Genomic DNA, 18971 nt, shown 5'->3' with positions numbered 1-18971 from the left:
GCAACATTTAGATATTTTTTGACAGAATAGAGTATTTAGTGACGTGCGCAAACCGGCAATAATTCTCGGCATGAATACAATGATCTCTTTTTGGCACGCAATACGCCGCTGGTCAGGCCACATAATCACTCCATTGCTATTGAGCGATGCGCATGCACTGCTCTATTCCATCAGGAGTTTTGCCGCAGCGATGCTCGCCTATTACATCGCCCTTTCGATTGGTCTTGAACGCCCCTCCTGGGCCATTATCACCGTCTACATCGTTTCGCAAACGTCGGTGGGGGCCTCGCTGAGCAGATGTCTCTATCGTCTTGCAGGCACGGTGGCTGGCGCGGGGGCAACCGTGCTGATCGTGCCCATGTTTGTGAATATGCCCATTTTATGCAGCGCGATGCTGACAGGCTGGATCACATTCTGCCTTTGGTTATCCCTGCTTGAGCGCACTCCCCGCGCCTATGCCTTTGTACTGGCCGGTTACACCGCAAGCCTGATTGGCTTTCCCTCCGTATCCGACCCAGGCTCGGTGTTTAACATTGCTATCATCCGGGTGCAGGAGATAACGATCGGCATCCTCTGCGCTGCGCTGATTCATCGGTACATTCTGCCCAGCAGGATATCGGGCCTGTTCAACAGCAAATTGACGCAGACGCTACATGCGGCACGACAAAGGCTTGCCGATACCCTGGCGGGCAAGTCTGATGCTGATTCATCCCCCCTTCACTTTGCGCCGGCACTGCAATTCCTGCAGGGTATCAGCCACCACATCCCGTATGATTTTGCCCTCTCAGTTCCGGTTCGGCAGGCCAGAAAAGCACTCCATGACAGGCTGGCGCGATTAGTCATCGTGAACGCTGAATTACGCGATCGCTTGCAGGTGAACACGGATATGCCCGCCGATATAAAAATGCTGCTGGACGATGTTCAGGCCTGGCTCACCTGCGAGAATGCCGGGAAACGCAAAAGCACCGCAGATACCCTACAAAAACGTAGCACCCGGTTACTACAGGAGCGTGCAGTGCAGGCACTGAACTTTGAGGACGCGCTGAGGGTAAACATCTTAGGCTACTTAGCAGAGTTGATAAGCCTTATTCACCAGTGTGAGCGTCTTTCGCAGGCTATATTTCACACGAAACCCGCGCCCGTACGGGCGGAAGATAGCGCGGCGAAAGGGTATGTTTTTCATCGCGATCCTCTGAGTGCAGCCCGCACGGCACTGGGCGCATTTGTCAGCATCCTGAGTGGCTGTCTGATATGGATTGGCTCAGCGTGGTCAGATGGCGGTACGGCGGTCTCCATTCTTGGGGTTTGTTGCACGCTGTTTAGCAGTTTCGACACGCCGGCACCCCATATTGTGAAATACATCATCGGCTCTTTCTGGGGCGTATTGATAAGTCTCATCTATAGTTTTGCCCTGCTTCCCCAGCTCAGCGATTTTCCCGTACTGGTTGCCGTGCTTGCTCCGGTCTATCTGCTTGCCGGGTCACTCCAGGCACGGCCGCCCACCACGTTTATGGCGATGGGAATAACGTTGACGTTGCCCATATTGAGCGAGTTGAATGCGCACTACAGCGGCAACTTCGCCGACGCGGCTAACACCGCTATCGCGCTATTTTTCGCAACCGGTTTTGCGGTCTTTAGCATGAGCCTGCTGCAAACCGTACAAGCTGACGCGGCTATAAACCGCCTGTTGAAACTTTGCCAGCGTGATATCCGCCGGAGTGTGAACGGCGTATTTAAAGGCGATGAAACGCTCTGGACCAATCTGATGATTGATCGGGCAGCCCTGCTGCTCCCACGCATGTCACGTAGCAAGCCGTCATCCGCTCGGGCACTTGTTCACCTGATGCACTTTCTGCGCGTTGGCCTTACTGTGATGCATCTTCGCCGCTGGGACATGCTCCCAGGTCATGGCATCAACACCATCCTTTATGACCTTACTCGCTGTACGGAGACAGAAGCTTTACGCGAGCGCATTGCTGCTATAGCAGATCTCTATTTGCCCGCTACTGATGAACCATCACGCCAGCTAGTCGACAAACTGGTTGATCTGCACTGCGCGTTACGAACGCAGGACGAGGAATCCACAAATGATAAATGACATCAATATCGGGGGGGTTTTTATCCCCGGCCTGCTGATGAATGCGCTCATCGCGCTGGTCTGTACGTTATCACTCATACCAATTTTCTCTTTCAGCAGGCTTTACCGCCATTTGCCCTTTCGCCCGTTGATTGATTTTTCAATACTTATCATTAGCTTCTTCCTGCTTTTGCAGGGCCTGACCACTCTGGGATTATTTGCATGAAATCTTTCCTTTCTTTACTGGGTCGCTATGCGCTGACGTTAACTGCAGTGGCTGTGGCGACACTCGTTGCATTTATTTTCTGGAAACACTATGCGCAGACACCCTGGACACGCGACGGGCGGGTTCGTGCGGATGTGGTGCAGATTGCACCGGAGGTTTCCGGGCCGGTGATTCGCGTGTTGGTCCGTGATAACCAGTGGGTTAACCGTGGCGATGTTCTCTATGCAATCGATCCGAACTGGCTGAAGCTGGCCGTGCTGAGTGCACAGGCTGACGTTGAGGCAAAACGTCATGAGATGCTGATGCGACAGGATTCGGCCAGGCGACGGGCGCTGATCAAAGGGGCAATTTCCAGTGAGGACATCCAGCAATCAGGCAGTGCTGCAAGCATCGCGGCGGCCAATTATCAGGGCGCACTGGCCACTCTTGAACTGGCGCAGCTTAATTTAGCGCATGCCACCGTGAGATCACCGGTGGATGGTTATGTCACGCATCTCCGTCTTCGCCCCGGTGACTACGCCACTGCAGGAGAGACAAAAGTCGCTATTCTCGATGCGCACAGTTACTGGGTGGTGGGCTATTTTGAAGAGACGAAACTACGTCATATCCGCGTCGGGAAAACAGCGCAGATTTCGCTGATGGGTTTTGAACCGCTGATCACGGGCCATGTTGAGAGCATCGGGCGAGGAATTGATGATAGCAACGATGAGACAGGCGCGCTTGGGCTGCCGGATGTCAATCCCACCTTTAGCTGGGTTCGGCTGGCTCAACGCGTACCGGTGCGCATCCAGTTAGATACCGTGCCTACAGGTATAGTGTTAGTGGCAGGATTATCCGCTAGCGTATCTGTCATGCCTTAACAGGTATTCTGAGAATACCATCACTAACATTTATGCCATCGTGTTAAGCGGCGAAAGCGCTTTTGGTCTGTAAGCCTCACATGGCGTGTTGAAATATCTTGAAGAAAACGATATTGGCTAGGATAACGAGTTTGCGAATGTCCGCTTCGTGCCAAAAGCGGACCTTTTTAGGACAGAATAATGTTACTGTCATTATGGATTAAATAGCGTTAGATAATTTTCTGCTCTTTAAAATTGTTATCACCCCTTCAATAATTAGAATGAATACAGATAACGCTACGCAAAGGTAGATTACCGTGTTTTCTTTTGATGGCATCTGGCCAACCAACATGGCGACAGCAACAAGTAATACCGGTTCTATGTAATTCATAAAACCAAAAATAATCAGATCCAGTTTTTGACTTGCCATAATCATTAATAATAAAGCCCGGGTGCTGATAATACCCAATCCTGTAAGCACAAATATCATATTAAGCCCAGCTCCAGAAATACCCGGAGCAACATTAAGGCGAATAAATAAAGCCATGGGTAAATTCAGATAGACATCCATTATAAGGCCAGCGACGTTATCACTGGCAGACATCCGCCTGATAACATAGTAGATGGGATATCCGAGGCTGCTTAGCGGCGGGTTTAATGAGAGAAGACAGATTATCCGGGTTGAGATAGTCTGCGAGAGTATTGCCGCTGCAGCCGGTTAGCATTATTACAAGAGTCGTAATGGAGATAATTTTTTTCATACTAATAGCCTATGGAATGAAGGGCAGCACATGATCGTTCAATTCGAATACAAGAATTAAATCAGTGTGAACATTCCAGCTACGCCCCAATACCCGAAATTATTTTTCCGACTATGAAGATTTACGCCGCAGAACCAGCACGGGCCAGTCACTGCGGAAGTCTGTGCGCCAGCGCCACCGTCGGAAGAGGATCTCCAGCTGCATCAGCGCCTTCATGGCCGGTGTAAAAGGGATGCGGTAAGTGCGGTGGTGGACGATGAGTCCACCTTCAGCGATACAGGCCAGCACACGGCGGGCACGAATGTCGGTCAGAAGGTGCGAGGAGATGATAACGATATGGTGCTTTTCCAGAGCCTGTCTGGTTGACGCCTTTACGCTTTGCCAGAACTGATGAACCCGCTCTGGCGTCAGATTTGTGGTGGGCTGCCAGGGGGCAAGATGCACCCACGCCCGGCTGCGACGATGACGGATCAGCGTCATCGCCGGTCTTAACTGCCTCTCGGCCCATGCGAGCGGGCGGAGCAGGAAGGGGAGACAGAACAGCAGCACCCATACCATATAAAACCCGGTGGATGTGCCCTGGAGGGTGAAACTCAGGCTCATCGTCCCGCACAGGGCCAGCCAGATCATAAAAAAAAACAAAACAAAGAATTGCTGCATGCGATGGCTCCCGATACCGGTGTAAACAGAGGCATGCAGGAAACCATTACGGGGTTACCAGAGCACCCTGAAACTCTGAAACCACTTTTTAATATTTTAACAAGCAGGATTTCTGTCAGAGACGGTTCCGGGTTTACTGTTGAAATTGCCCGGAGTGCTTTTAGGTTAGCGTCTTATTCAGCAGGCATATTCCGGCGGAGGTGACGGTGATTGGACTTAACTGGTTAACAGGCAGAGGCAGACAGGAAAGCCAGCCCGGAGAGAGACTCTCTAAGGGAGACACATCATCCCGGCCTGTTGCTGACGGTAGCTGGCACCCTGCTCAGACGGGAAATGTGCTACTGCAGACAAACGAAAACCGTCGCCTCATCAGGGTGCTGACAGAAAACAGCCCGCTTTCAAAAGAAGTCACTGAAGCCTGGTGGCTCAGGCCTCTGGAGGAGATGGCGGCAAGGGTGCAGACCTGCCCGGCAGCCTGGTCCGGCCCGTACTCTGGTCCCGGAGGATTTAATGAACTCAGCCTGAACGTCGCCGCGCGTGCGGTCAGGCTGGTCCGCGGCATGATGCTGCCACCGGGCGCCACGCCTGAAGAACAGGCTGAGCAAACTCCCGGCTGGGTCTGTGCTGCTTACTGGGCAGGGCTGTTCCATCATTTGCCCTGGCTGATGCAGGTGGAAGGGGCTCTGAAAAACGGTCGGGTCTGGTATCCCGGTCTTAGCGTGCCTGGAGAGCAATGGCGGGTCAGGCAGACCACCGAACCATCAGGCGAGATGAACTGCGTATTTGTGGCGCTGAGACTATTGCCTGAGGCGGCCCTGCTGTGGCTTCAGCGCTGGCCCGCTCTTTCTGATACGCTCCTGCTCTTTCTGTCGGGACGCCGTGCTGAAGCCGGGATATTAACCAGTATTGTTAACGATGCCCTGAGCAGCTGCGGCCTTTCAAATGAGACCGTAATGTCCGGGCAAAAACCTCAGCAGGTTTCTCTGGTTAAAATCACATCAGTAACAGACCATACCCCCCCGAAATTATATGAAGTAAAACCTAACTCATTGTCCAGTCTCGATAATGCGGAAGGTTCTTTAGTGCCAGTTAAAACTGGAATTTCATACTACAGTTCTGCTCAGGAAAGCGAGTTGTCGCCTGAGAAGATTATCCCACCTGCGCCTTTACTGGAGCTGGAATCCGCACTCACAGCTGAGGAACCGCTGCTTTCTGCAGAAAACGCCATCAGTACGGGAGAAGAAGTGCAGATGCAGGGATCTACGGAGAATCTCCTGTCATTGCTTGATTTAATGGCTGAAGGGAAAACTGCTACGGCAATGGATAATTCTTCTGCGGATAATCGTCCAGCCACGCCAATTACAACTGATGAGTTTCATTCTGATGAAAACAGGATAGATAAGGGAGAAGAATCCGGTGTGCTCTTTCTTGAATGGATCAGGGACAGCATTGAGGACGGCACGCTGAGCGTAAATCAAAAAGACAGTCTGCTTCACGTTCTGGCGCAGTTTGTTTTTGTGGTCTCACCGGCCTGTTTTTACCGTTACACCACGACTGCAGGAGGCAGTGATACGGATAAGGCCAGACTACAAAAAAGTTTTGAGGCACTCAACGTACACCATTCACGAAATGGTAAGGGATTATTCCATTACCATCAATACGATACGCCGGATAAGAGCGGTCGTTTTACAAAAGTGTCAGGCTATATGATTAATGCCGACATTTTATTTAAAAAAGGGAGCTGTCCTTCGGACAGCACATGGCTTTCAGCCAGGAAATGACTGGCTGGGGAGCATTTATAAAACTGAGGTCAAAATGAAAGATTTATGTTCATTTGATGAACTTATTGAAGGATATTTTTTTAGTAAAACTCTTCGAGTTGCAACTGAATGGAGTTACAGAAAAGTATTAAAGACTTTCCTTAACTTTGCTGGAGCAGCCATATCTCCTGCTGATGTTGATGACAGGTTGGTTTTAAACTGGCGCAGACATGTACTTAATGTGGAGGGTCTGACAAAAACCACTTGGAACAATAAGCTCACACACATGAGAGCATTATTCAACTTTGCGATTGAAGAAGGTTATATTCCGGCAACCAAAAATCCCTTTAATGGCAAGATTGCACGGCCAGATGTAAAGCGAAAGAAAACCCTGACTGATATCCAGATTAATAAAATATATCTTTTAATGGAGGCCCGGGAGGCGGATGAACAGTATGGTAAAAACTATAACCACAGGTCGGCATTGAGGCCTGCATGGTTCTGGCTTACCGTGCTGGATGCTTTACGAAGGACAGGGATGAGGCAGAATCAGCTTCTGCATATACGTTTATGTGACGTTAATTTTATGCATAACTGGATAAGCCTTCGACCGGAAGGAGCAAAAAACCATCGCGAGCATCTTGTTCCGATCACGCGTTATCTGAGACCAAGATTAGAAATGCTTTATAACCGTTCTCTGGAAAGAGGAGCAAAGATGGAGGATCAGCTTTTCAATTTATCCCGATTTGATGGTCGCAGAAATGAGACAAGTGAAAACATGGATAATCCACCATTGCGTGCATTTTTTCGACGGCTTTCAAATGAATGTGGCTTTGTTGTGAGTCCTCATCGATTCCGGCACACCATAGCTACAAATCTGATGAGTATGCCTGACCGAAACCTGAAAATGGCTCAGGATCTTCTGGGCCATTCAACGCCTGCAGTCACTCTGCAATACGTTGAGAGCGACATCAACAAGGTCAGGAGCGTTCTCGAACAGCTAGAGGTAGCCTAAGAGTAATCTTAAGTCAAATCTCAACGATATGATTCTAAAAGAGGAAAAAAAGGGAGGCAAACCTTTACAAAAGATTGACAGAAAACATTTCTAAAGGTAAATACGATGCTGAAGTACTTTTTAAGGATGTGAGAAGTCCAGAGGATGCTAGAACATCCTCCGGACTTTAAGTCCCGTGTTCAACAATGGTGCGGTAAGCAAACTACCAACATCATGCTGGGGACCACTGTCATGCCCGTTAAGGATCTCAACCCCTAACGAACAGGCTCTGAAGAGTGGTGCCCGGAGGCGGAATCGAACCACCGACACGGGGATTTTCAATCCCCTGCTCTACCGACTGAGCTATCCGGGCAACGGGGCGCATTAAACCCTACTCGCGCGGCACCGTCAAACGCTTTTCGGCAAAAATCAGCTGACTGATGCCTTTTACAGCAACCTCCAGACCAACCGGTAAAAATTCATTCGCCTATCGCTGGTATAGGTGCATTTTTAGTCGCTTGTGCCGATAACCTTGCTGACATCCGATACCAATAATAAGGTCCACCATGTTCAGCACTATTACATCAGGAATATTGTCACGCCTTGCGTGGCAAAAACGCGGTCACAGCAAGGCAACGCTCAGTTCATTGCAAGATGCCATCGCCATGGTCGAATTCACCCCAGAAGGGAAGATCCTTACCGCCAACGAGCTGTTTCTCGAGCGCATGGGTTACACGCTCAAAGAGATTGTTGGTCAGCATCACAGCATGTTCTGCACCGCCGATATGCTTAACTCGCCGCAATACCGCGACTTCTGGCGACGCCTGAATCGCGGCGAAGGCTTCAGCGATAAATTCCTGCGCGTGGCAAAACACAGCCGTCCTATCTGGCTGGAGGCGAATTACGTACCGGTGCAGGATCGCAGCGGCCGCGTGATTAAAATCGTCAAGCTGGCGAGCGATATCACCGCGCGCATCATGGACGCGCAAGAGCAGCGCGCCATGACCACCGCGATTGAGCGTTCGATGGCGGTGATCGCCTTCAATCTCAAGGGCGAAGTGTTGATGACCAACGACAACTTCCTGAAAACCATGGGCTATAACGCGTCAGAAGTAATCGGCGTGCATCACAGCCAGTTCTGCCCGCCGGAGATGCGCAACAGCGACGAATATCGCCGCTTCTGGCACAAGCTGAATCAGGGCGAATTTATCTCCGGCCAGTTCCAGCGCCTGAATAAACGCGGCCAAACGGTGTGGCTGCGCGCCACTTACAATCCGGTGTTTAACGAAACCGGCGAGCTGTACAAAGTGGTGAAGTTCGCTACCGATGTCACCGCGCAGGTGGAGAAGAATCAGCAAGAGCGCGACGCGGCGCAGCAGGCGTATCAAACCGCGCTGCAAACCAGCGAAAGCACGCGCCTTGGCGCCACGGTGATTGAGAACAGCGTGCAGACCATGAATGATTTGGCGGGCGAGCTGCACGGCATTTCTGGTGATATCAACGATCTGAGTCAGTCGTCGGATCGCATTGGCGCCATTGTTGAGAGTATTCGCCGGATTGCCGATCAAACCAACCTGCTGGCGCTGAACGCCGCGGTGGAAGCGGCGCGTGCCGGTCAGCATGGTCGCAGCTTTGCCGTGGTGGCCAATGAAGTGCGCACGCTGGCGGCCAACATCAACCGCGCCACCACCGAAATTGAGAACATGGTGCAGCAGAACCATACGCTGGCGGAGAAAGCGCTGAAAGGTATCGCCTCCAACCTGAAACGCGCCGATCAGGGCGTAGGGTTGGCGAAAGAGGCTGGCGGCATGATGGCGGATATTCGTGACAGTTCCAGCGAAGTGGTGCGCGCGATTGGGCATGTTACCGCGACATTGCGAGAGGAGTGATGCGTTGCAGGTCGCAATGCACCGCGACCCCACAAACTATGCTGCATGACAATAACCTGCCAAGGCCGCATGGTTTAGTGCGCCGCCGTCGCCACCGGCGGCGGTGAGGCTTCCGGCATAAAGATGTGGTCGAGAATATTACGCATCAGCGGTGCCGCCGTGACGCCTTCGTTGCCGCCGTTTTCCAGAATCAACGCCACCGCCACTTTGGGATCGTTAAACGGCGCAAACGCGGTGTAGAAGATGTGGTCACGCAGACGCATCGGCGTCATTTTGGCGTTATACACCTGATTCTGTTTCAGGCTGAATACCTGCGAGGTGCCCGATTTCGCTGCAATGCCATAAGGCGCGGTGTGAAAGTATTTGTAGCCGGTGCCGTTCGGCGCATTCGCCATACCGAACATGGCGTGGCGCACCAGCGACCAATACGGCGATTTAGCATCGCCAATCTGCGGCTGCGGTAGTTTTGCCTGGTAGAGCTGCACCTCCTTGCCGCGCTGTGATTTCTCCAGCAGATGGGGATTGATCACACGCCCGTTGTTGATTAGCGCCACCATCGCTTTCACCATCTGAATCGGCGTCGCCACCCAATAACCTTGCCCAATGCCCACTGAAACGGTATCGCCCTGATACCACACGTGTTTGTGCACCTTCTGCTTCCATTCGCGGCTCGGCAGCAATCCAGCGTACTCTTCGTTAAGATCGATGCCGGTCGATTTTCCGTAGCCAAACTGGCTCAGCATGGTGTGGATGCGATCAATGCCCATCATAAACGCCACCTGATAGAAGAAGCTGTCCGCCGACTCTTCGATGGCTTTGGTGACGTCCAGCATGCCGTGACCGGTTTTTTTCCAGTCGCGATATTTACGATCGGTGCCCGGCAGCGTCCAGGTCGGCGCGCCAAATAGGGTAAAGCTCGGCGTGATGACTTTGGTCAGCAGCGCCGACATCGCCATATAAGGCTTCACGGTGGACGCCGGTGGATACAAGCCTTGCGTAACGCGGTTGATCAGCGGCAGATCTTTATCCTGCAGCAGGGCTTTATAGGCTTTGTAGCTGATGCCTTTGACGAACGGATTGGGATCGTAGCTCGGCGCGGAAACCATCGCCAGCACGCTGCCGTCGTGCGGATCTTCAATCAGCGCCGCCGCACGTTGCCCGGCTAGCTGGCTCTCGACGTACTGCTGCAGATGCAGATCGAGCGTCAGCGTGATGTTCTGACCGGCCACCGGCGGCACCTCTTTCAGCACGCGCACGATGCGGCCGTGGTTATCCACTTCCACTTCCTGATAGCCAGTTTTGCCGTGCAGCAGCGATTCATAATAGCCTTCAATGCCCTGCTTACCGATGTTGTGGTCAGCCGCGTAGTTCTCGCCAACGCCTTCTGCGTTCAGGCGTTTGTAGTCGTTATCGTTGATTTTCGAAACATAGCCAAGTACGTGCGCCAGGTCGGCACCGTAAGGATATTCACGGTCCTGATAGGTATCGACGGTGACGCCGCTAAAGCGGAATTGATTGACGGCGAAGCGCGCGACTTCTTCGTCAGTCAGTTCCGCTTTCAGTTCAACCGGCTTGTAGCGGCTGTTCTGTTTGAGTTCATGCTCGAAGGTTTCAATCTCTTCCGGCGTAAGATCGACAATCGGCGTCAGCTCTTTCAGCGTTTCCTGCATATTGTCGATTTTGTACGGTGTGATGTGAATGTCATACCAGCTGACGTTGCGCACCAGCGGAATGCCGTTGCGATCGAAGATCAATCCACGCGTGGGCGCGATGGGGATCATTTTGATGTCGTTTTCGTTGGAACGCGTCTGGTAATAGCTGTGCTGATCGACCTGCAGGCGATACAGGTTGATGCCTAAAATGGTAAAGCAGATGACAACCAGGGCAAAAGCGACAATCGCACGGCGGGCAAACAGCTTTTCTTCTGCTTCGAAATTACGGAAATTCATCAGGTGGGCTTAATCTCTTTGTTATCACGCTAATGATAAGCAGAGATTGTTTCAGAGCCAGCACGAAGATGCACAAGCCTGGGTAAAAGTGTGTCAGATGTTTACGGGATGGTGCCCTCACCCCGGGGAGAGGGAGACGCTGCCATATGTGAGCTCGATCAATCCCCTCTCCCGCGTGCGGGAGAGGGTTAGGGTGAGGGAAAAAATCAATCGCCCAGCAGCACTGACTCCAGCGCGATCTTAATCATATCGTTGAAGGTGGTCTGACGCTCAGCCGCCGTGGTCTGCTCGTGGGTGCGGATGTGGTCCGACACGGTACAGATGGTCAGCGCTTTCGCACCAAACTCTGCTGCCACGCCGTAAATACCCGCCGCTTCCATCTCCACACCCAGAATGCCGTACTTCTCCATCACGTCGAACATCTGCGGATCTGGCGTATAGAACAGATCGGCGGAGAAGATGTTACCCACGCGCGCATCAACGCCCAGCGCTTTCGCGGCATCAACGGCGTTACGCACCATGTCGAAGTCAGCAATCGCCGCGAAGTCGTGATCCTTGAAGCGCATGCGGTTCACTTTGGAATCGGTGCAGGCACCCATACCAATCACCACGTCACGCAGTTTCACGTCTGCGCGCACTGCGCCGCAAGAACCAACACGGATAATCTTCTTCACGCCGAAATCGGTGATCAGCTCTTTGGTGTAGATCGAGCAGGATGGAATGCCCATGCCGTGACCCATCACCGAAATCTTGCGGCCTTTATAAGTCCCGGTGTAACCCAGCATGCCGCGCACGTTGTTCACTTCCACCACATCTTCGAGGAAGGTTTCCGCAATGTGCTTTGCGCGCAGCGGATCGCCTGGCATCAGCACGACGTCCGCGAAATCACCCATTTCTGCATTAATATGAGGCGTTGCCATGGTTATTTTCCTTATTAAATTTGGGGCGCTGTTTTACAGCATGCTCTTGCCGTAGTCCATGCTGGACAGGCCAAAATATTTTGCGATGGTCTGGCCGATATCCGCGAAGGTATCGCGGTATCCCAGCGATCCTGGCTTCACATTCGGGCCGTAGATCAGAATCGGAATGTGCTCACGCGTGTGCTCGGTGCCTTTCCAGCTTGGATCGCAGCCGTGATCGGCGGTGAGGATCAGAATGTCGCCCTCTTTCACCAATTCCATCAGCTCTGGCAAACGACGATCGAACAACTCCAGTCCGCCCGCATAACCGGCGATATCGCGACGATGTCCCCACGTTGAGTCAAAATCAACGAAGTTAGTGAACACAATCGAAGTATCTGGCGCTTTCTTCATCTGCTCAATGGTAGCGTTGAACAGCGCGTCTAAGCCGGTGGCTTTGACTTTCTGCGTGATGCCCTGCTCGGCGTAGATATCGGCAATTTTACCCACCGAAATCACTTCACCGCCCTTCTCATCGACCAGTTTTTTCAGCATGGTCGCTGAAGGCGGCTCCACCGCCAGATCGTGACGGTTGCCGGTACGCTCGAAGTTACCCGCTTTGTCGCCCACGAACGGACGCGCAATCACGCGGCCGATGTTGTAGCCGCCATTGGTCAGCTCCTCACGGGCGATTTCACACAGTTCGTACAGACGATCAAGGCCAAAGGTCTCTTCATGGCAGGCAATCTGGAACACCGAATCCGCCGAGGTGTAGAAAATCGGCTTGCCGGTTTTCATGTGCTCTTCGCCGAGCTGGTCGAGGATCACCGTGCCCGATGAGTGACAATTACCGAGATATCCCGGCAGATCGGCACGTTTCACCAGAGTATCCAGCAGCGCCTGCGGGAAGCTGTTCTCTTTATCGCTGAAGTAGCCCCAATCAAACAGCACTGGCACGCCGGCGATTTCCCAGTGGCCCGACGGCGTATCTTTACCGGACGACAATTCGCTGGCGTAAGCATACGCACCGATGATTTCCGCGTTGGGATCGAGGCCTGGCGGGAAACGACCGGTAGAGAGCTCAGCCGCTTTGCCGAGGCCCAGTTTGGTCAGGTTAGGTAAGTGCAGCGGGCCTTCGCGACCTTCATTGGCGCGGCCTTCGAAACAGGCTTCGGCGATATGGCCGAGCGTGTCCGATCCTTCATCACCGAATTTATCGGCGTCTTTGCTGGAGCCGATCCCGAAGGAGTCGAGAACCATAATAAAAGCACGTTTCATGCAAGTCTCCTGCGCAATGCGCGATGACAAGTCAAAAAAAAGCGATCAGATCAGTATACCCGAACGGCCGCTGCCTGGCACGAAGAAGCGCCAGTTATTCGCTAATGCGACGATAAACTACCGGCGTGATCGCTGGCGCAGTGTCGCTCAGCGTGATGGCTGCTTTAACGGCGGCGGCGGCCTGCTGCCACTGCGCTTCCGACGCGGCGTGGATAATTGCCAGCGGACGCTGCGCGTCAATCTGCGTGCCGAGCGTGGTCACGTCGCTCAAGCCCACGCTGTAATCAATGCTGTCGCTGGCGCGCTGGCGCCCCCCGCCGAGCGCAACCACCGCCATGCCGAGCGCACGCGTATCCATCGCGCTGACGATACCCGCGCCATCGGCGTATACCGCTTTGCTCAGCGTTGGCGCGGGCAGATAGCTATCCATGCGCTCGATGAAATCTACCGGCCCTTTTTGCGCCGCCACCATGCGGGAAAACACTTCAGCGGCTTTGCCGTTATCCAGCACCTGCTGCAGCTTTTGGCGCGCATCGGCGTCATTCTCAGCCAGTTTGCCGGAGACCAGCATTTCCGCGCACAGCGCCATCGTCACTTCCAGCAGGCGCGGATTGCGCGCCTCGCCGGTCAGGAACTGCACCGCTTCACGCACTTCCAGCGCATTACCAGCGGTGGAAGCCAGCACCTGATTCATGTCGGTGAGCAGCGCGGTGGTTTTACAACCTGCGCCATTGGCGACGCCAACAATCGCCTGCGCCAGATTTTCTGAGGCTTCGAAGGTCGGCATAAAGGCGCCGGAGCCCACTTTCACGTCCATCACCAATGCATCCAATCCTTCCGCCAGTTTTTTGGCGAGGATCGACGCGGTGATCAGCGGAATGGAGTCCACGGTGGCGGTGATATCGCGCGTGGCGTAAAAACGTTTGTCAGCCGGCGCCAGCGAGTTGGTCTGGCCAATAATCGCGATGCCGACGTCTTTAATGATCTGCCGAAAACGATCGTCGCTCGGGAAGATATCAAAGCCCGGAATCGCTTCCAGTTTATCCAGCGTACCGCCAGTGTGGCCAAGGCCGCGCCCGGAGATCATCGGCACATAACCGCCGCACGCCGCTACCATTGGGCCGAGCATCAGCGAAGTGACATCGCCAACGCCGCCGGTGGAGTGTTTATCAACAATCGGGCCGTTGAGATTCAGCGATTTCCAGTTCAGCACCGTGCCGGAGTCGCGCATCGCCATAGTCAGCGCCACGCGCTCGTCGAGCGTCATATCATGGAAATAGATGGTCATCGCCAATGCGGCAATTTGACCTTCCGAAACGCTGTTGTCGCGCACGCCGTTGATGAAGAAGCGAATCTCCGCTTCACTCAGCGCCTGGCCGTCGCGTTTTTTACGAATAATTTCTTGTGGCAGGAACACGGTTGCCTCCCTGGAGGGATAGAAATTGAAATGGTACGGCAGCTTGCACCTGCCGTAGCGGCGCGATTTATCGCGCGATGTTAAGTCGGGGCTGAAGCGTAAAAACCAGCGCGATAAATCGCGCCGCTACGAATCGCAGAACCATCAGCGAAAGAGATTAATAACCGGCTTTGCTGGTCGCGGTTTCGTGGCCCAGCGTATTCAGCAGGCTTGCCAGCAGGCTGGAGGCACCGAAGCGAAAATGACGCGCATCCGCCCAGCCTTCACCCAGAATGTCGTCCGCCAGCTGCAGATAAAGCGCCGCGTCTTCCGCAGTGCGCACACCGCCCGCCGGTTTGAAACCAACCTGCTGCTTCACGCCTTTGTCGCGGATCACTTGCATCATGATCGCCGCCACTTCTGGCGTCGCGTTGACCGGCACTTTACCGGTGGAGGTTTTGATGAAATCGGCACCCGCATCGATAGCGATTTCCGAAGCGGCACGAATCAGCGCTTCGTCTTTCAGCTCGCCGCTTTCGATGATCACTTTCAGCAGCACGTTCGCCGCCGCGCAGGCTTCTTTACAGGCTTTTACCAGCTCGAAACCGATATCGCGGTTGCCGGCAATCAGCGCACGATACGGGAACACCACATCCACTTCGTCAGCGCCGTAGGCGATGGCCGCGCGAGTTTCGGCCAGCGCGATCTCAACGTCATCGTTGCCGTGCGGGAAGTTGGTGACGGTGGCGATGTGGATTTCCGGCGTGCCCTGCTCGCGCAGCGCTTTACGTGCTGCCGGGATGAAACGCGGATAGATGCAGATGGCAGCGGTGTTACCGGCTGGGGATTTCGCCTGACGGCACAGCGCGATCACCTTCTCGTCGGTGTCGTCTTCGTTCAGGGTGGTTAAATCCATCAGTTGCAATGCGCGCTGTGCTGCTGCTTTCAGGTCGGTCATGATGCTCTCCAAAATTCAGATCGGCGGGCACAACCCACCGGGGAATGTGATAATTCTAACAAATACCGTGACGTTAAATTGCGTTTCACGTCACACGAAAAAGAAAACCTGTCATTTAAATACAATTATTTAGTGATGATTATCACAAATAATTGCTAACCAGGCGGGAATGCGCCGTGATGGCCATTGTTATTATTATCACAAAAATGGACGCAAAAGTGTACTCTCAGCTTTATCAATGTAGCTAATCAGGCGTAAGGCAGCGTAAATGCAGAATCTGTCGGGTGAGAATCAGGCAGGCAAGGCGAACAGCTGCTGGCTGTTATGCCAAAGCGCATCGGCGATCTCTTCAGGGGATTCGCTGCGTAACTGACACAGCACGTCAAACACATTGCGCGCCCGCTCCGGACGATTGGGCTGGCCCTGAAAACCGTGCAGCGGCATATCGGGCGCGTCGGTTTCCAGTAATAACGCCTTGAGCGGCAGGTTGGCGATGGTGTTGCGGGTTTTACTGGCGCGTTCATAGGTGATGGTGCCGCCAACGCCAATGGCATAGCCAAGCTGAATAAAGCGCTCCGCCTGCTGCTGGCTGCCCGCAAAACCGTGTACCACGCCGCGACGTGGCAGATCGTGACGACGTAAATGCAGCGCTAATTGATCGTGGGTGCGGCGCGAGTGCAAAATCACTGGCAGATCGTGCTGCTTCGCCAGCTTGAGCTGCTTATCGAGCAGCCGCGTCTGTTTGGCAAATTGCGCATCGTCCATATAGAGATCGAGGCCGATCTCGCCGATCGCCACACGCTTGCTATCCGGCTTTTTCAGCCAGCGCGCTAATTCATCAAGGTGCGCATCTTCCTGATGCTCAGCAATTTTGATTGGATGCAGACCCAGCGCGGCATATAGCGCCGGATGCTGCTGCGCCAGTTGCGTCACAAGCGCGAAACGGCTGGCATCCACGCTCGGTACAATGATGCGTTCCACGCCGGCCTGCGCAGCGCGTGCAATGCTGGCGTGCGCATCATCAACGAACGGCGGGAAATCGAAGTGGCAATGCGTGTCGATAAACTTCATGCCAGCGAGCCTTTATCAAAATCGGCATCGTTTTCCGCCAGCGCGGGCGTAATCAGCGGGCGATTGTCAGGCGCATTCGCCACGGCGGCCGGCGGCGTAACCGTGGTTGAACGCACCAGCGGCTCAGCATCACTCAACCATTGACCAAGCGTGGCGAGGAAATAGCGCCCGCTGCGGCGGCCTAAATGGTAATCCTGATTCAGCGATGACAAGCGGCTGCCAAGCGCCATGCTCGCCAGCGGTTTTGGCGGACAGATTTCGATGATGCGCAGATTATCCGGCGGCTGCTCGATGAACTGCTGAATCTCGCGATAGCTCTCTTCATGCTGATGCAAGATGTTGATCATCGGCTGCAATGCGCTGTCGGACAAAAAGCGTTCCATGCGTTTAAACCACTTCGGCGTGTAGGACACCTGCGACGGCACGGTGCGGATCACCACAATGGTATCCGCGCCACGGCGCGCAGCTTCGCGTACCGGAATGGCATCGCTGATGCCGCCGTCAAGATAGCTCACGCCGTCCATCTGCACGCCGCTGCGGTAAAAACCGGGGATCGCGCTGGACGCTTTTAGGATGTCGTGCCAGTTGGTGCTGATCGGGTTGAAGTACTCGGCGCGGTAATCATCGCTGCGGCAGGCGCACATATAGAATTCGCTGCCTTTGGCAAACAGCCCTTCGGCGGTATTGAGCGCCAGCGGGAATTCCTGTTTAGTGATATCGATCAGCCAATCGAGATCGATAAGATGCCCGCCGCGCACGAATCGTAGCGGATCAAAGAACAGTTTGCTGGTGGTGTAACGGGAGATCACGCGTCGCGCGTAGCCAGGCTGGCCACAGACAAATGCCGACAGGTTTTGCGCCCCGGCCGAGGTGCCGAGTAACAGTTGAAAAGGATTGAAGCCTGCGCGTTGAAATTCGTCCAGCACGCCTGCGGTAAAGATGCCGCGCTGACCGCCGCCTTCGCACACCAAGGCGATTTTATTCGATTTAAAAGGAGTTAAAGCCAGCGGTTCGAATGAACCTAATGTCAACGGAATACGTGTGCCCAATGGATGTCCCTCAGTGTTGCTTGCTCTGAGGGAGTCGCCGAAGCAGCATCCCGGAGAACCAGTCATTGTCGTTCCCTGACCAATTGCTTCTGCAATCGTTGCGGCTTCGTAGTATGCCGCACAAGACCGGTCTCCGCTTTAGGTGACTCGCGGGTTAGCGTCTATTGAGACGCAAGTAGTCAGGGTCGTTTGCGCCCGGTAAACAGGCTCACGAGGAACAGAATAATACCGACAATGAAGACAATTTTAGCTGCCCATGCTGCCGTACCCGCCAGACCGCCGAAACCTAATGCCGCAGCAATCAGAGCGATGACCAGAAAGATAATACCCCAACGAAACATAAGCCTCTCCTTTACCATTGTGAAAATCGAACTGCTTATTTACACCTTTGTTTTTATTACGAAACGGCACCTGCTGGTGCCGAGTCGCTCGCGTTAAGATTTCACCTTCAGGTCATTCTTCACGCTTTTCACGCCTTCAATGGCTTTGGCGATCTTCTCAGCACGGTCGGACTGTGCCTGATTCGCCACTTCCCCTGATAACTGCACAACACCGTCGGTGGTTTCCACCTTAACGTTGCGTGATGGCACGATATCATCTGCTAAAAGCTTAGCTTTAATTTCGCTGGTGGTTGCGGTATCGCCCGCATAACCTTTCAGAGAAGCATTTTTGCTGTCTTTAACGTGTAGTTTGTCGCTGACGGATTTCACACCTTCGACTTTCTGCACCAGCGCGACGGCTTTTTCAGCCTGATCCTGAGAAGCCACGAAGCCGCTCAGTGTCACCACGCCATCGTGCGTTTTGACGGAGATATCCGTGCTTTTAATTGCGTCATCATCCACCAGCGCCGCTTTGGCTTTAGCCGTGATGCCGCTGTCATCCATATAGCCATCGACTTTTTTCATAGAGCTATCGATCTTCGCACCCGCGCTGTCGGAGGTTTGCTGTGCTTTCTGCGACAGTGATTCATCTGCAAACGCCGCACCGCTCAGCAGAGCAGAACCGGCCAGGGCAGCAATCAGGGTTTTAGCAATCTTAGTCTTATTCATCGATATCATCCTTCTATCAGTTAACTCATCCGTTATCGCGGATGCGCCAGCAACGAACGGCGTTGCTGAGTTACTGGACGTAATGAAACCCGAAAGGTCTCTTTTCTCGTCCGACA

18 protein-coding genes and 1 tRNA gene are annotated in these 18971 nt (G+C 53.6%); 6 read left to right on the top strand and 13 right to left on the bottom strand.

Annotation, left to right across the window (positions count from 1 at the left end):
• Positions 1-79: 79 nt before the first annotated feature.
• From Q3H59_RS03395 to Q3H59_RS03385, 3 genes are read left to right on the top strand one after another with little or no spacing between them, the layout of a single operon-like run.
• Positions 80-2098: an FUSC family protein gene (locus Q3H59_RS03395; RefSeq protein WP_405042185.1), complete on the top strand. Its 2019-nt coding sequence runs from the start codon at positions 80-82 to the stop codon at positions 2096-2098.
• Positions 2088-2303, top strand: a complete 216-nt coding sequence (locus Q3H59_RS03390; RefSeq protein WP_058776673.1) for a DUF1656 domain-containing protein — start codon at positions 2088-2090, stop codon at positions 2301-2303. The genes Q3H59_RS03395 and Q3H59_RS03390 overlap by 11 nt, the downstream gene beginning before the upstream one ends.
• Entirely contained in the window at positions 2300-3163 is an 864-nt protein-coding gene (locus Q3H59_RS03385; protein WP_309833183.1) for an HlyD family secretion protein, read from the top strand. The genes Q3H59_RS03390 and Q3H59_RS03385 overlap by 4 nt, the downstream gene beginning before the upstream one ends.
• Positions 3164-3362: 199 nt before the next feature.
• Here Q3H59_RS03385 and Q3H59_RS03380 read toward each other — a convergent pair whose 3' ends face one another.
• The 3 genes from Q3H59_RS03380 to Q3H59_RS03375 form a co-directional block, all read right to left on the bottom strand.
• Positions 3363-3746: a hypothetical protein gene (locus Q3H59_RS03380; RefSeq protein ID WP_309833181.1), complete on the bottom strand. Its 384-nt coding sequence runs from the start codon at positions 3744-3746 to the stop codon at positions 3363-3365.
• The gene (locus Q3H59_RS24675; RefSeq protein ID WP_193751888.1) at positions 3733-3903 is read right to left on the bottom strand and encodes a lipoprotein; all 171 of its coding nucleotides are present in this window, start codon (positions 3901-3903) and stop codon (positions 3733-3735) included. The genes Q3H59_RS03380 and Q3H59_RS24675 overlap by 14 nt, the downstream gene beginning before the upstream one ends.
• A gap of 111 nt (positions 3904-4014) precedes the next feature.
• Positions 4015-4563, bottom strand: a complete 549-nt coding sequence (locus Q3H59_RS03375; RefSeq protein ID WP_309833178.1) for a hypothetical protein — start codon at positions 4561-4563, stop codon at positions 4015-4017.
• A 206-nt stretch (positions 4564-4769) separates the two neighbouring features.
• Between Q3H59_RS03375 and Q3H59_RS03370 the strand changes: the two genes are divergently transcribed.
• Entirely contained in the window at positions 4770-6344 is a 1575-nt protein-coding gene (locus Q3H59_RS03370; protein ID WP_309833176.1) for a TraI domain-containing protein, read from the top strand.
• A 34-nt stretch (positions 6345-6378) separates the two neighbouring features.
• Positions 6379-7338, top strand: a complete 960-nt coding sequence (locus Q3H59_RS03365) for a tyrosine-type recombinase/integrase (RefSeq protein ID WP_309836622.1) — start codon at positions 6379-6381, stop codon at positions 7336-7338.
• A 276-nt stretch (positions 7339-7614) separates the two neighbouring features.
• Here Q3H59_RS03365 and Q3H59_RS03360 read toward each other — a convergent pair.
• Positions 7615-7690: transfer RNA gene (locus Q3H59_RS03360), tRNA-Phe, on the bottom strand.
• Between the two features lie 193 nt (positions 7691-7883).
• On the opposite strand from Q3H59_RS03360, the gene Q3H59_RS03355 reads away from it, so the two are divergent.
• Positions 7884-9206, top strand: a complete 1323-nt coding sequence (locus tag Q3H59_RS03355; protein ID WP_309833175.1) for a PAS domain-containing methyl-accepting chemotaxis protein — start codon at positions 7884-7886, stop codon at positions 9204-9206.
• A gap of 74 nt (positions 9207-9280) precedes the next feature.
• Here the strand turns inward: Q3H59_RS03355 and mrdA are convergent, their stop codons facing one another.
• The 9 genes from mrdA to osmY form a co-directional block, all read right to left on the bottom strand.
• On the bottom strand, positions 9281-11155 hold the full coding sequence (mrdA, locus tag Q3H59_RS03350; RefSeq protein ID WP_309833171.1) for a penicillin-binding protein 2: 1875 nt from the start codon (positions 11153-11155) through the stop codon (positions 9281-9283).
• A 206-nt stretch (positions 11156-11361) separates the two neighbouring features.
• Positions 11362-12075: a purine-nucleoside phosphorylase gene (gene deoD, locus Q3H59_RS03345; protein WP_008103284.1), complete on the bottom strand. Its 714-nt coding sequence runs from the start codon at positions 12073-12075 to the stop codon at positions 11362-11364.
• A 33-nt stretch (positions 12076-12108) separates the two neighbouring features.
• The gene (gene deoB / locus Q3H59_RS03340) at positions 12109-13332 is read right to left on the bottom strand and encodes a phosphopentomutase (RefSeq protein WP_101761829.1); all 1224 of its coding nucleotides are present in this window, start codon (positions 13330-13332) and stop codon (positions 12109-12111) included.
• 94 nt (positions 13333-13426) lie between these two features.
• Positions 13427-14749 (bottom strand): thymidine phosphorylase, encoded by a 1323-nt coding sequence (deoA, locus tag Q3H59_RS03335; protein ID WP_309833169.1) that lies wholly within the window; start codon positions 14747-14749, stop codon positions 13427-13429.
• A 157-nt stretch (positions 14750-14906) separates the two neighbouring features.
• Positions 14907-15686 (bottom strand): deoxyribose-phosphate aldolase, encoded by a 780-nt coding sequence (gene deoC, locus Q3H59_RS03330; protein WP_110867274.1) that lies wholly within the window; start codon positions 15684-15686, stop codon positions 14907-14909.
• A gap of 291 nt (positions 15687-15977) precedes the next feature.
• Positions 15978-16757 carry a TatD family hydrolase gene (locus Q3H59_RS03325; RefSeq protein WP_309833166.1) on the bottom strand — a complete coding sequence of 260 codons (780 nt, stop codon included), beginning with the start codon at positions 16755-16757 and terminating at the stop codon, positions 15978-15980.
• Positions 16754-17806: a patatin family protein gene (locus Q3H59_RS03320; RefSeq protein WP_110867276.1), complete on the bottom strand. Its 1053-nt coding sequence runs from the start codon at positions 17804-17806 to the stop codon at positions 16754-16756. The genes Q3H59_RS03325 and Q3H59_RS03320 overlap by 4 nt, the downstream gene beginning before the upstream one ends.
• 179 nt (positions 17807-17985) lie before the next feature.
• Positions 17986-18147, bottom strand: coding sequence for a DUF1328 domain-containing protein (locus Q3H59_RS03315; protein ID WP_007893192.1), 162 nt, complete (start codon positions 18145-18147; stop codon positions 17986-17988).
• A gap of 93 nt (positions 18148-18240) precedes the next feature.
• Positions 18241-18855, bottom strand: a complete 615-nt coding sequence (gene osmY / locus Q3H59_RS03310) for a molecular chaperone OsmY (protein ID WP_101761824.1) — start codon at positions 18853-18855, stop codon at positions 18241-18243.
• Positions 18856-18971 lie beyond the last annotated feature (116 nt).

Origin of the sequence: Pantoea sp. SORGH_AS_0659, assembly GCF_031453915.1 — a bacterium.
Classification (GTDB): domain Bacteria; phylum Pseudomonadota; class Gammaproteobacteria; order Enterobacterales; family Enterobacteriaceae; genus Pantoea; species Pantoea leporis.
This window is presented reverse-complemented; position numbering and strand designations above follow the sequence as displayed.